Source organism: Marinobacter sp. L-46, from assembly GCF_056859535.1.
This window is the reverse complement of record NZ_JBSXOP010000059.1, coordinates 110,697-123,745: the sequence shown is the minus strand read 5'-3', so window position 1 is coordinate 123,745 and position 13,049 is coordinate 110,697. Positions and strand designations below refer to the sequence as shown.

9 protein-coding genes are annotated in these 13,049 nt (G+C 58.9%); 4 read left to right on the top strand and 5 right to left on the bottom strand.

Going from position 1 to position 13,049, the window contains the following annotated elements; translation table 11 throughout:
* The first annotated feature begins 23 nt into the window (after positions 1–23).
* The gene (locus AC13DJ_RS09425) at positions 24–1,865 is read left to right on the top strand and encodes a SurA N-terminal domain-containing protein (RefSeq protein ID WP_482933442.1); all 1,842 of its coding nucleotides are present in this window, start codon (positions 24–26) and stop codon (positions 1,863–1,865) included.
* Positions 1,866–1,943: 78 nt separating this feature from the next.
* Here the strand turns inward: AC13DJ_RS09425 and AC13DJ_RS09420 are convergent, their stop codons facing one another.
* The 4 genes from AC13DJ_RS09420 to AC13DJ_RS09405 form a co-directional block, all read right to left on the bottom strand.
* The gene (locus tag AC13DJ_RS09420) at positions 1,944–2,369 is read right to left on the bottom strand and encodes an early set domain-containing protein (RefSeq protein ID WP_482933441.1); all 426 of its coding nucleotides are present in this window, start codon (positions 2,367–2,369) and stop codon (positions 1,944–1,946) included.
* Between the two features lie 61 nt (positions 2,370–2,430).
* Complete coding sequence (pulA, locus tag AC13DJ_RS09415) at positions 2,431–5,592, bottom strand: pullulanase-type alpha-1,6-glucosidase (RefSeq protein WP_482933440.1); 3,162 nt, start codon at positions 5,590–5,592, stop codon at positions 2,431–2,433.
* A 221-nt stretch (positions 5,593–5,813) separates the two neighbouring features.
* Entirely contained in the window at positions 5,814–7,193 is a 1,380-nt protein-coding gene (locus AC13DJ_RS09410; RefSeq protein WP_482933439.1) for a carbohydrate porin, read from the bottom strand.
* A 274-nt stretch (positions 7,194–7,467) separates the two neighbouring features.
* Positions 7,468–8,343 (bottom strand): MurR/RpiR family transcriptional regulator, encoded by an 876-nt coding sequence (locus AC13DJ_RS09405; RefSeq protein WP_482933438.1) that lies wholly within the window; start codon positions 8,341–8,343, stop codon positions 7,468–7,470.
* Between the two features lie 218 nt (positions 8,344–8,561).
* On the opposite strand from AC13DJ_RS09405, the gene zwf reads away from it, so the two are divergent.
* Genes zwf through AC13DJ_RS09390 form a run of 3 tightly spaced genes read left to right on the top strand, consistent with a single transcriptional unit; the run spans position 8,562 to position 11,447 of the window.
* Positions 8,562–10,037: a glucose-6-phosphate dehydrogenase gene (gene zwf, locus AC13DJ_RS09400; RefSeq protein WP_286873960.1), complete on the top strand. Its 1,476-nt coding sequence runs from the start codon at positions 8,562–8,564 to the stop codon at positions 10,035–10,037.
* The gene (gene pgl / locus AC13DJ_RS09395) at positions 10,024–10,743 is read left to right on the top strand and encodes a 6-phosphogluconolactonase (RefSeq protein ID WP_482933437.1); all 720 of its coding nucleotides are present in this window, start codon (positions 10,024–10,026) and stop codon (positions 10,741–10,743) included. The genes zwf and pgl overlap by 14 nt, the downstream gene beginning before the upstream one ends.
* 56 nt (positions 10,744–10,799) lie before the next feature.
* Entirely contained in the window at positions 10,800–11,447 is a 648-nt protein-coding gene (locus AC13DJ_RS09390; RefSeq protein ID WP_106760832.1) for a bifunctional 4-hydroxy-2-oxoglutarate aldolase/2-dehydro-3-deoxy-phosphogluconate aldolase, read from the top strand.
* A gap of 128 nt (positions 11,448–11,575) precedes the next feature.
* On the opposite strand, the gene pyk is transcribed toward AC13DJ_RS09390, so the two are convergent.
* Positions 11,576–13,024 carry a pyruvate kinase gene (pyk, locus tag AC13DJ_RS09385; protein WP_286873952.1) on the bottom strand — a complete coding sequence of 483 codons (1,449 nt, stop codon included), beginning with the start codon at positions 13,022–13,024 and terminating at the stop codon, positions 11,576–11,578.
* Positions 13,025–13,049: the final 25 nt, after the last annotated feature.

The following is a 13,049-nucleotide window of genomic DNA, read 5'->3' as shown; positions in this document are numbered from 1 at the left end:
TTGAACAGGGATTCAGGAATAACATGCTTCAAGATATTCGGGATAATGCCCAGGGCACCATCGCAAAGGTTATTATCGGCCTTTTGATCATTTCCTTGTCGATCTGGGGGATGGACGCGATCATTGGCGGCTTCACCGGTGAACCGGAAGTGGCCACCGTTAACGGCAACGACATTACCGAACGGGAGTTCCTGCGCACCGTTCAGCTGGAAACCCAGCAACGCCTCATGCAGATGGAAAACCCGGATCCGTCACTGGTGGATGAAGACCAGGTTCGCCGGGATGTTCTGGAGGCTTTGATCCAGGAAGCCGTGCTCACCCAGGACGCTGCCAACCAGGGCCTCGAACTTTCCGATGCCGACATCGATTCCCTGATTACCCAGATGCCCCAGTTCCAGGTGGATGGTCAGTTCAACCGAGACCGCTTTGTGGCTACTGTGCGTAACCTGGGTGTGGGTGTTGCCGAATTCCGTGAAAGCCTGCGCAAGAACTATGTGGTTAAGCAGGTCCGTGCGGCGATTGTCCAGACTGGCCTTGCGGTTCCCGCCCAGGCGGAGCAACTGCTGGCTATCCAGAACCAGACCCGGGATTTCCGTGTCTGGACGGTGAATGCCTCGGATGTGGCCGAGCAGGTTTCTATCAGCGATGACGCCGTTGCTGCCTATTACGAAGACAACCGTGATCAGTTCCGGGAAGCCGAGCAGGTAGACGCCGCCTACATCACGCTGTCGCTCGGCGAGCTGGCAGAGTCGATCGAGATCTCAGAAGACGATCTGCGTGCCTATTATGACCAGCAGGCGGAAGAATACGCCCGGGAAGAGCGCCGCGCCGCGCACATTCTGATCGAAGCCGATGCCGATGCAGACGAAACCATGGCCACCATCCAGCAGCGGCTGGCCGACGGTGAATCGTTTGCGGCTCTGGCAGAGGAATTCTCTATCGATACGGTATCGGCAGAGCAGGGCGGTGACCTGGGTTTTGCCGGCCGCGGTGTCTATGACGAGGCCTTCGAGAATGCGTTGTTTGCGCTTGAGACGGGTGAAGTCTCCGAGCCGGTGGAAACCAGCTTTGGCGTGCACCTGATCCGCCTTGAGGAAGTTCGCCGCAGCGAGCCGCCAACCTTCGAGGAGCTGCGCGATGAACTGCGTACGGAACTGGCCCGTGCCCAGGCCAGCGAGCGGTTTGCCGAGGTTCGGACCCGGCTGGCAGACGCAGTCTACACCGCTGACGATCTGGCAGGTCCTGCGGAGGAACTGGGGCTGGAAGTGCGGCAGGCAGATGGCGTTACCCGAGAGGGTGGCCGCGCGCCGTTTGATCATGACGGCCTTGTGCGACAGCTGTTCTCGGAAGACGTTCTGAACGCCGGATACAACACTGAGCTGATCGATGTCGGCGATGATGTGTCTGTGGTTGCCCGGGTGAGTGAGTACCGCGAGCCCCGTCAGCAGGAACTTGCTGAGGTGCGTGACGAGATTGTCGGTGTTCTGGAAGCCGCGGCAGTTCGCGATGCCCTGAGTGCCCGTGCTGACGAGGTACTCGCCGGCGTCGAATCCGGAGAGCTCAGCACAGACAGCTGGCAGACCTACGATGATCAGGGCCGCGGTGGCGCCGATCTGGAAACCTACGTATTGCAGAAGGTGTTCTCCATGCCTCGGCCGGATGATGGCGGTATCACAACCGGTAAAGCGGTGTCATCTGAGCAGGCGGCCGTGGTGGTTCTTGAAGCCGTCAACGACGGTGAAGTGGACCGTGAAAGCCAGGAATATACCCAGCTCAGGCAGTTCATGGCGCAGCTCGAAGGTCAGCGGGAATACACTGCTTACCAGCAGTACCTGCGTAATCAGGCTGAGATTGAGCGGCCGTAGGAATTTTGTGACCGGATAGAATCGCAACATAAAAAGGGCACCTGTCTGGTGCCCTTTTTTTGGTTGTGCCGAGAGCGCTTACTCTGATTTCTGTATGTAGACCTCGGGCGTTTCACCGGTCACGTCGAAATAAAAGCCATACACGCCGTTTTCGGGTGGGTTAAAGCGGAAGTTCTCGAACACCGCGCTGCAGTTTGCTTTGACCGGTGTATCAAGCTTTACATCCTTGTCTGCCTCTGAGAGGTATCCGCAATTTGAGTCAGCAGACCAATTGGCATCACCAAACTTGAACTCGTAAGGTTGGCCGTCAGCCTTTAATTCGATTTCCGTTCGGTAGACGCCGGTGTCGACCTTCTTGATCTTGTATTCGGGCAGGGCATCCCACCAGGCAAACTGCCCGCGCAGATACAGTGACTGGCTGTAGTCACGTTCACCACCGGTGGTGGCACAACCGGTCATGGCAAGCACAGAGACCAGCGCCAGATTGCCAAGTACTTTTTTCATGTTGTTCTCCTTGTTATCAATGGCCACAGCCGGCATGGCCGGCTGTGTTGAGGCCCGCCGGTCAGCGGGCAAATACCGCAACCGAGAGCCCGGGCACCAGGAACTCGCCAGCGTTGGCAGCCGCAGACTGGGCAGGGGAGGTATCGGCCCAGACAGTGAATCCGGTGTCCGGAGCGGATAGGGTCTGTGGCGAATCAGAGCCATTAATGACGACGAACAGGTCGTCTCTCACCGGGTCAAGATTGGCCAACGCAGTGCCGTCACCATCGGCCAGTCGGAAGACGATCACGCCGGGAATCTGATCCGGGCCAGTATTCATGAAGCTCAGGCGTTCCTGAACGTCAGCGGCGGTTTTCAGTCGCAGAAGGGGGCTGTCCCGACGCACGTTCAAAAGTTTTGAAACTTGCGCCAGCGTGTACTCAATGTGGGCCCGATCGGGGTTGGCGTTGTTGCCTGCATCCAGAATAACGGACTCAATCAGCGGCCAGTTGGCACCGTCCTTGTCCTGGCGGGGCAGGCCCCGGTTCCAGGCGGCACTGGCATAGCTGAAATCGATCTCGTTATACCAGTCGCCGGAATCATAGCTGTCCCGCTCCATGGACTTCGAGCGCAACAGTTCAGAGCCCATGTGCAAGAACGGTATGCCCTGGCTCAGCAGCGGTATCGACAGCGCGATAACCTGCATCTGCGCCCGCTCCTGCAGGGTGGCGGCGTAGGGTGCCTTGTACTGGTTGTTGTCCCAAAGGGTCTGATTGTCGTGTTTGGACACGTAGTTGATGATTTCCTGTGGGTCGGCGGTGTAACCGGCCGGTTGACCGTTATAGTCAATCTCCCGACCCGATTTCTCGGTGCCATCCGCGGTGACGAAACGATAGTCGGCTAGGCTTCCTGCGATTCCCACGCGGATCCAGTCCGATGTGATCAGCAGGCGGTTTTTCTCATCCTCGCTACCGCTGTTCAGGTCATTTGGGAAGGTATACAAACCGTTGGCGAACCCCTGATTCCGGCGGATACCTGCTTCACTGTCAAGAGGACCGCCACCGCGAACCGCATCCCGCAGGCGGTCGTTGAAAGAACCGATGCCGGTGCCGGCCATGTTGGCCTGAATGGCATTTTTACCTCTGGCATTGTTGGCAACTTCGCCGAAATTCCAGGCTTCCCCGTAGAAGTAGGTGTCCGGATCGACGGCCTGAACCGCCGCCAGGGCCTTTTCCATGTTGCTCAGCATATGGAAGCCCATCAGATCGAACCGGAACCCGGAAATGCCGTATTGCTCGGCCCAGGTCACCAGGGAGTCGATCATCAGTTTCTCCATCATCCGGTGTTCGGATGCGGTGTTTTCGCAGCAGGTGGACTGCTCGACATTACCAGTGACCGGGTTCTGACGGTGGTAGTAACCTGGCACCAGCTTGTCGAGGACGGACTTCTCGGCAAGCCCGGACGCGTTGGTGTGGTTGTACACCACGTCCATCACCACGTTCAGGCCCAGGTCGGTGGCGGCCTGAACCATCTGGCGGAATTCGATGATGCGCTGCACACCCTCCGCATTGGTGGCGTAGGAACCTTCGGGGACAGTGAAATGCACCGGGTCATAACCCCAGTTGAAACTGTCCAGCGCGCGGAAGGTGTTGTACAGCGCCTGGGCATCGCCTGACAGCGGGTCGAAGCCCGCGAGCACCGACCGGATGGAGTCGCTGCTGCCGCACAGGCCTGCGTATTCGGCTGCAGCGCTTTCTGACAGCTCGCACAGGCGTGAGAAGGGGTCGTCGATGTCAACCCGGTTGTCCGGATTCTCATCGATGGTGGCGATGTCGAATGCCGGCAGCAGGTGCAGGTGCGTAATGCCGGCGTCGGCCAGGGATTTCAGGTGAGCCACGCTGTCGACGCTGCCGTCGGCAGGCTCTGCAAACGCGGTGTATTTGCCGCGGTCGCTGGCCTCGACGGTGCTGTCCGTAGCGCTGAAATCCCGGATATGGGTTTGATAGACCACGACGTCTTCGGGGGCAAGCAACGTCGGTGGCGATAGACTGTCCCAACCCATGGGTTTAAGGTCGGGGTCGTTGAGGTCGACGACCTGGGCGTATTGGCCGTTAGTTGAAAGGCTCAGTGCGTATGGATCGGAGACCATTGTCGTCTCGATCTGCCCGGTGCGAGGGTGGTAAACGGTGACCTCGTACTGGTAGTACTGCCGATCCAGTTCCGCAAGATTACCGGTGTGACGCCAGACCCCATCGGTTTCGGCCAGACTGACCGGGTAGCCGGCAAGCACCTCGCCCGTGGCCTGGTCGAAGGCGTACAGGCGGACCGATTGAGCCGTCGGTGCCCAGACGGCAAATTTGACGTCAGAACCTGTCACGACAGCGCCCAGTTCCCCGTCGTAGGCGAACAGATCATCCAGCGCTCCGGGCGTCTGTACCTGGGTGGCAAACACCAGATCGTCGTTGCCATTGAAAGCGGCGGCGACCAGCTGGCTTTTCAGCGCCTGCTTGATGGTTTGCTCGTCTGCCTCAACCGTATAGGCTGGCCAGTCCGACAGGTGGGGGAACTGCTCGGCCAGCGCAGCCGGCATCGTTGTGCGGCTCAGGTTCAACGTGAGGCCACCTTTCAGTTGCTCACGATCATTCACGGTGATCTCGGCGTTCTGATCATAGCGAAGCTCAACGCGATCCAGCGCAGCGGTGTTCTGGAACACCAGCGTGGAGGCGTCCAGCCAGTGAGCGCTGGCGCCATTGATGGTGATTCGGTCCGCTTCCAGCGGCGTGGTTGAAAGCTCCTGGCTGCCACTGAGCGTAAAGATCCTGGGCGCCAGGGCGTCGAAATTCCAGCGATGATCAAGGCCGCCCAGATCTTTCTCGTCACCCTTGTGCATGATGAAGGTCAGGCAGTTGCCGGCGTCACGCATGGGGATGAAGAAATAGGCGCCGTAGGTGTCGCTGATACCGTCCGGCAGTCGCGGTTCCTCCCACGACGTGGGTACGTCCTCGGCCAGGCCATCACAGCCGCTGGCCGCGTCGTTCCAAAGATGCAGGCCCCAGCCGTCGTAGCTGGCATCCGGTCGTTTGTAATAGAGCAGAGCTTCATTGGGGCCGGGTTCGAGTAGTTCATTGCTGGGAGGTTCTCCGCCGCTGTCGGGAGAATCACTGCCGCTGTCGGAGTTGCAACCGGTAAGGGTCAGTGCAAGGCTGAAGATCAGGCCGCCCAAGAGCCTCGTTTGGTCAGACATGGTCAAAGTCCTCTTTCCATTTGTTTTTGTTGGTAGATGATCCTCTCCGGATCACCTTCATGGTTGCGTGAAGCGAAACAGAGGACATCCCCCCCAGGCCTGGTATTCTAGGGCGTAGTCAGGCGTGGCAGAGGGGCGTAGTTCTGGTAGGGGATGACAAAAAAGGGCCGGCAAGAGCCGGCCCAGGGGAGGTCCAACAAGAGAGTGTGGTGCTCAGGGCATTACCACCAGGCTTCAACCTGGGCGCCTACTCGGATATCGCCGTCGTCATTGCGGGCTTCTGCCCGGTCGCCGAAGAATGAACCGGCATACAGGCGGAGACTCGGACGTGACCAGAAGCCGGAGCCTGGGCTCCATTCCTGAGCGATAACAACTTTGGATAGATCGCTGCTTTCCGTAGTGTTTACGCTGTTTTCAGAGGTGTAGCCGACTTCAAGCGAAGTTTTCATGAAGTTGGTCCAGTTGTACTGGGGGCGAAGCACGACGCTCAGCTTGTCGACGTCCTCATCGGCGAGAGGGCCATAGGCGGTACCCTGCTGATAAAGCGCGGAGTAAGCCAGTTCAACTTTGTCACTCAGTTTGACCACACCCCAGTCCAGAATCCGCCAGGACTCTTCCAAGGTGCCTGCCCACCAGGTGCTGTTCAATGACACTCCGCCACCATGCGAGACATAAGCCTGGTCCCCCATGGAGCCTTTGGCATACTGTACGATGAATTTGTTGAAGCCGCCCATGATGCCCTGGGAGTATTCGGCGGTCAGAAAGTAACCATCACGGTTGATGTCCTTGCTGACGTTCGCTTGAGCGTCATCCTGGGCGTCGGTCAGGTCGGCGTATCCATAAATACCGATAAGCTCCAGGTTGCCGGAACCGACAGGGAAGGTGTAGCGCAGATCCAGCTTGTTGTTCTGGACCTGAGTTTCGATTTCGCTGAGGCGCCCCGGGGTGTCAAAGTTGGTAAAGGCTAAGGAGAATTTCCCTGCTCCCAGATCTATGCTTTCGAGACCGGCACCGTAGCCTGAGTTATTAACGTAATACAGATCAAGTATATGAACGTCTTTACGCTGGTAGTAACGTTTGCCTACCCACAAGGTTGCTTCGGGGGCCCACCCAATAACGCCCTTCGCTGAACCGTAGGCCTCGCGCAACGCCCAGTCGCCACCCGCCCAGGGTTCGGATTGGGCTCTTGTAGTCTCGACGATCTGCCCTCCATTGGGGTTATTGGGGTTGGGGCGTAATTCTACTCCGGTCACCTCATTTGGGCCGTTCAGGGTTTGGTAGTCATTACCTTGGTTCAGGGCTTCATAAGCAAGCATGCTATCGAACCGGAAAACCTTGCTATCTTGGTTGAACAGTTCCTTCCCCAGGCTGAGCTCTCCGTAGGTATCACACTCGTCACCCAGGCGACCTGCAAAGTGCGCATTGGCACCGCTGCCATAGCACAGCTGCTCTCCGCCGCTAGAGGTTGTGCTCAGACCAGCACGCGCATATCCGTGAAAATCGATGGGACTGGCGGCCATGACAGGCGTGGTCATCACCGTAGCAGTAACCGCTGCAGCAAGAGGTAGCTTGTTACCGAAGAAGCGCTTGTTGTTTTGCATCGTTTGTGTCCTGTGCTTTTTGTCATTTTTTAATGTCAGGGAACGGAATCCCCGGGATGTCCGCCCGGTTCAGGCTTCCGGTTCCCGGGATTGCAGCTTCTGCCAATCAGACATTGGGAAACCGGATTTCATGGTGTTGTAACGCGGGAGTCAGTACATCCTCCGCCTTGAAGAATTTGGGGGGTGAGTTTTCAGGGGGAGGGGGGGGTAGAAGGAGGAGCTGCGGTTGTCGAGGCCGTTGTAGACTCCGGCAACCAGAGATGTTGAGGGCGCTTTAGCCGTTCTGGGGGAACCGTGTGGCTTTGAGGCTTTCCTTTATCTTCTTGAGATGACTGAGAAAATCCTTGCCGCGCTTGAGGGTGACACCGGTGGCGAGGATGTCGATGACCGTCAGGTGAATGATGCGCGACGACATCGGCATGTAGACCTCGGTATCTTCGGGCGCGGTCACGCCCAGTATGGCGGTACAGCACTCGGCCAGCGGGGAATCCGGATTTGTGATGCCAATCACAGTGGCGCCGTTTTCCCGAGCCACCTGGGCGATTTCGACGGTTTCCTTGGTACGGCCAGTGTAGGAGATCAGCACGATGACATCGCCGACCTGGCTGCCGGCGGCCACCATGCGCTGCATCAGCGCGTCGTCGTAGCTCATCACCGGAATATTGAAGCGGAAGAACTTGTGCTGGGCATCCAGGGCCACTGAGGCGGAGCCACCCATGCCGAAGAAGTTGATCTGTTTGGCCTGGATCAGGTAATCGATGACGGTAGCGAGGGCTTTCGGGTCCAGAGACTGGCGAGCTTTGTCCAGGCTGGCGATGGTGCTTAGCATGATCTTGTCAGCGAACTCGGCCACGGTATCGTCGGCCTCGACGTTCTGGCCCACATAAGGGGTGCCGGTGGCAATGCTCTGGGCCAGGCGGATCTTGAAATCCGGAAATCCGGTGGCGGAGAAACCGCGGCAGAATCGGTTGACCGTCGGTTCACTGACATCGGCAGCACGGGCCAGCGCCGCTATACTGTAGCGAGTGGCGGCGGTCGGGTCCTTGAGAATGGCTTCGGCCACTTTGCGCTCGGACTTGTTTAAGGTGTCCAGACGGGACTGGATATCTTCCAGAAGGTTGTCGTCCCGGTGCGCCTGGTTTGTCGCCATGGGTGGGTACTCCCTGCATCTTGTGCGATCGTTATTAGAAAACCGGATGGATTATAACGCGTTTTCGAAACTCGTGCCGTAGTAAAAATATCAATAAACGGAAGTTTGACTTGGATTTTTGCGGTTTGAATGTCATTATTTGGCTAAAATTACTACATTAATGATTGGAGCCTGGTGCCGCTCGTCCGGTGCCTGAATAAAAAAGAGAGATGGAACCCATGGTCAACCAAACCAACACCCGTTGTGACCTGATGCTTTTTGGCGCTCTGGGCGATCTGGCCCAGCGCAAGCTGTTCCCAGCGTTGTATCAGTTGGAGCGTGCCAACCTGCTGGCGGACGGCAGCCGGATTCTGGCTATTGCCCGAAATGAGGCCGGCACCGATGAGGTGCGAAACAAGCTGCTGGAGAAGCTGCGCCAGCACGTGAAGCCGGCGGAGTTCGACGAAAACATCGCGAACGACTTCCTCCAGCGCGTGGACTATCTTTGCCTGGATTTTGCAGATCAGGAAGGGTATCAGGCTCTCAATGAATGGCGGGATGCGGTCAACAACGAACTGATTGTCTACATGGCCACGCCTCCCTCCATGTATGGCGTGATTGCCCGCAACATGAAATCGTCCCAGTGCTGCAACGAACACACCCGGGTCGTAGTGGAAAAGCCCATCGGCCACGACCTGGAATCCTCCAAGGTGATCAATGACGAGCTGGGTGAGGTTTACAACGAAAACCAGCTGTTTCGCATTGATCATTACCTGGGTAAGGAGACGGTCCAGAACCTGATCGCCCTGCGTTTTGCCAACAACCTGTTTGCTTCCCAGTGGGACCAGAACCACATTTCCCACGTGGAAATCAGCGTTGCCGAGAGTGTCGGTATTGAAGGCCGCTGGGGCTACTTCGACAAGGCCGGCCAGATTCGGGATATGGTGCAAAACCATCTGTTGCAGCTGCTCTGCCTCATTGCCATGGACCCGCCGGCGGACCTCTCGGCGGACAGTATTCGCGATGAGAAAGTGAAAGTGCTGAAAGCGCTGAAACGGATCACCCCCAATATGATGGAAACCCACGTGGTGCGCGGTCAGTACACAGCGGGCACCATTATGGGCAAGCCGGTGCCGGGCTATCTTGAAGAGGACGGCGCCAATCGCGGCAGCGAAACCGAAACCTTCGTCGCCCTGAAAGTGGAGATCGACAATTGGCGCTGGTCGGGCGTGCCTTTTTATCTGCGCACCGGTAAACGCCTGCCGGAGAAGATGTCCCAGATCATCATTCACTTCAAACCGGCGCCACACTACATCTTTGATTCCGACCAGAAGCATCTGGCCAATAATAAGTTGATCATCCGCCTGCAGCCGGATGAAGGCATGGCGCTGAAAATTCTCACCAAGGACCAGGGTCTGGATAAAGGCATGCGCCTGCGCCAGGGGCCGCTGGAGCTGACCTTCTCGGAAACCTTCGAGAGCGATCGCATTCCGGACGCCTATGAGCGTCTTCTCTGGGAAGTGATGAAGGGCAACCAGTACCTCTTCGTGCGCCGGGACGAGGTGGAGTACGCGTGGCGCTGGGTCGATCAGGTGATCCAGAACTGGCACGACAGCGACGAGCCGCCGAAGCGTTACGCCTCAGGCACCTGGGGGCCGGTGGCCTCCATCGCCATGATTACCCGGGACGGGAGGAGCTGGTATGAAGACGCCTGAGCTGAACCTGCCGGAAGGCATTGAGCTGATCGCCGGCAGTAACGCCGATGCGGTGGCTCGACAGTTGGCGAAAGCCGTGGCGGCCGCTTTGGGCCGGCGGCTTGCCGAAGCGCTCCGGGCCAGCCTGGTGGTATCCGGTGGGTCCACGCCGCTGCCGTTTTTCAAGGTGCTGAGCCAGGAGCCTCTGGAATGGGCGCGGGTAGACGTGGCGCTGGCGGACGAGCGCTGGGTACCGGAGTCCGACCCGGCCAGCAACACCGCGCTGGTGAAGCAGCATTTGCTGGCGGGGCCGGCGGCGGCTGCCCGGTTCGTGTCTTTGAAGCAGGATGGTGACACGCCGGAAGAGGGCATGGCCGCGGTTGTGGCGGCCCTGGGCGATCTGGCCCAGCCCATTGATGTGCTGATTCTGGGCATGGGCAACGATGGCCACACCGCCTCGCTGTTTCCGGATGCGCCGGAACTGCACCGGGCCATGACCGCCGCTGAAGGTGAGCCGGCCGTTGCCGTACACCCGCCTTCCCAGCCCCAGAGCCGTATCACGCTGTCGTTCCCGTTGCTGAGCCAGGCCAGAATGACCGCCCTGCATCTGAAAGGCGACGACAAGCTGGATACCCTGGCGAAAGCGGCATCGGCGGTTGATCAGGTGAATGCGATGCCGATTCGTGGCTTTCTCAAGCCCGGCCTGAAGGTGTTCTGGAGCGCCTGAGCCCACACACTGACGATTGTCCAGCCCACCAACAGAGATACAGTTTGGAGACTTCAATGAATCAATTGTCTGATTACCACCGCGACCGGGTGCAGGCGGTGCTGGCCGCATCGCCGCTGGTGCCGGTCATTGCCATCCAGAATGCCGAGGACGCGCTGCCCCTGTGCCGCGCTCTGGTAGACGGCGGCATTCGCGTTCTGGAGATCACCCTGCGCACCGAGCATGGCGTGCGCGCCATCGAGCAGATTCGCAAAGCCATTCCCGAGGCCTGGGTAGGCGCGGGTACCGTGACCAGTATCGCGCAGTATCGCCAGGTGGAATCCGCCGGTGCCCAGTTTGTCATCACGCCGGGCGTGACTGAGGCCATTCTGGAGTTTGGTGTGACCTCTGAGGCCCCACTGTTGCCCGGCATTTCCACCGTATCGGAACTGATGATGGGCTACGCCTTTGGCTACCGGGAATTCAAGTTTTTCCCGGCGGAGGTGTCTGGTGGTATACCGGCCATCAAGGCGTTCAGCGGCCCGTTCCCGGATGTGACCTTTTGCCCGACCGGCGGAATTAACCGCAAGACAGCCGCGGATTACCTGGCGCTGAAGAACGTAAAAGCGGTAGGCGGTTCCTGGCTGACACCCGCTGACGCTATTGCCGCAGGTCGTTGGGGTGAGATCACCGATATTGCCCGCGCCAGCCTGGCGGATCTTTGAATCCGGTCTGAGCGATAGGCACAAAAAAGCCAGTTACCGGGAGGTAACTGGCAAACGGTCATGTGTCGTCAACATGAATTCTGGTGAGAGCCAGAGGGAAAAAGCGGGCTGCAGGGCCCGCTTTTTCGTTAGCGGATGTCAGTGCCCACGCGAACGATTTTCATGGTGTTGGTGCCGCCCTGGGCGTTGACGTAATCGCCCTTGGTGATGACCACCAGATCACCATCCTTCACCACACCACGCCGTTGCAGCTCAGCAATGGCTTCGGCATTGGTCTGCTCGTTTGGCAGTTTGGCGGAATCAAACGGAACCGTCTGAACGCCGCGATACATCACCACCCGGTGCTGGGTGGTGTGATGCCGGGAGAACGCGAAGATTGGCAGGCTGGATTTGATGCGGGACATCAGCCGGGGCGTTGCACCGGTTTCCGTCATGCAGATAATCGCCGTGACGCCGTTCAGGTGGTTGGCCGCATACATGGCAGACAGTGCGATGGCTTCATCCACCTGTTCCATGCTTTCGTGAATCCGGTGCTTGGACTGGTGCATGGTGGGGTGGCGTTCAGCCCCCAGGCAGATGCGCACCATGGCTTCCACCGCTTCGGTGGGGTAGTCGCCCACGGCCGTCTCGGCGGACAGCATCACCGCATCGGTGTAGTCCATCACCGCATTGGCCACGTCTGATACTTCAGCTCGGGTCGGCATCGGGTTGGTGATCATCGATTCCATCATCTGGGTGGCGGTGATCACGGCACGGTTCAGCACCCGCGCGCGGCTGATGATGTGCTTCTGCACGCCCACCAGTTCCGCATCGCCGATTTCCACCGCCAGGTCGCCCCGGGCCACCATAACGGCGTCGGACGCTTCAATCACCGCGTCCAGCGCGGCATCGTCGTGGGCCAGCTCGGCCCGCTCGATCTTGGCCACCAGGCCGGCTTCCGAGCCTGCCTCTTTCAGCAACCGGCGGGCGGTGTGCATGTCTTCGGCAGTGCGCACGAACGACACCGCCACGTAGTCCGCACCCAGGCGGGCGGCGGTTACGATGTCCTGCTTGTCTTTCTCGGTCAGCGCTTCGGCAGAGAGGCCGCCGCCGCGCTTGTTCAGGCCCTTGTTGTTGGACAGGGGGCCGCCGATCAGCACCTTCGAAGTAATGCTTTGGCTATCGACCGCTTGCACTTCCATTTCAATGCGGCCGTCGTCCAGCACCAGGATATCGCCGGCTTTGACGTCATTGATCAGTTGCTCGTAATCAATGCCAACCCGCTCGGCATTGCCGGCTTCCTTGTCCATGGCCGCGTCCAGTACGAAGGTCTGGCCGGCTTCGAGAAACACCTTGTTGTCGGTGAAGCGGGCAATCCGCAGTTTCGGACCCTGCAGGTCTGCCAGCAGAGCGACAAAACGGCCCTGGGCGGCGGCCGCTTCCCGAACCCGGCGGGCCCGGGCGATGTGCTCGTCAGCACTGCCGTGGGAGAAATTCAGTCGGGTAACGTCAACCCCGGCCTTGATGATGGAGGCCAGGGACTCCGGGGAATCCGTAGCGGGGCCGAGGGTGGCGACAATTTTGGTGCGCCTGAGCATGTGTATGTTCCTTTTGTTCCGGTGA

What these genes read in the sequence shown, in the direction of transcription:
- AC13DJ_RS09425 (WP_482933442.1), top strand. Translation starts at nt 24, where the DNA reads ATGCTTCAAGATATTCGGGATAATGCCCAGGGCACCATCGCAAAGGTT.
- AC13DJ_RS09420 (WP_482933441.1), bottom strand. Translation starts at nt 2,369, where the DNA reads ATGAAAAAAGTACTTGGCAATCTGGCGCTGGTCTCTGTGCTTGCCATG.
- pulA (WP_482933440.1), bottom strand. Translation starts at nt 5,592, where the DNA reads ATGTCTGACCAAACGAGGCTCTTGGGCGGCCTGATCTTCAGCCTTGCA.
- AC13DJ_RS09410 (WP_482933439.1), bottom strand. Translation starts at nt 7,193, where the DNA reads ATGCAAAACAACAAGCGCTTCTTCGGTAACAAGCTACCTCTTGCTGCA.
- AC13DJ_RS09405 (WP_482933438.1), bottom strand. Translation starts at nt 8,343, where the DNA reads ATGGCGACAAACCAGGCGCACCGGGACGACAACCTTCTGGAAGATATC.
- zwf (WP_286873960.1), top strand. Translation starts at nt 8,562, where the DNA reads ATGGTCAACCAAACCAACACCCGTTGTGACCTGATGCTTTTTGGCGCT.
- pgl (WP_482933437.1), top strand. Translation starts at nt 10,024, where the DNA reads ATGAAGACGCCTGAGCTGAACCTGCCGGAAGGCATTGAGCTGATCGCC.
- AC13DJ_RS09390 (WP_106760832.1), top strand. Translation starts at nt 10,800, where the DNA reads ATGAATCAATTGTCTGATTACCACCGCGACCGGGTGCAGGCGGTGCTG.
- pyk (WP_286873952.1), bottom strand. Translation starts at nt 13,024, where the DNA reads ATGCTCAGGCGCACCAAAATTGTCGCCACCCTCGGCCCCGCTACGGAT.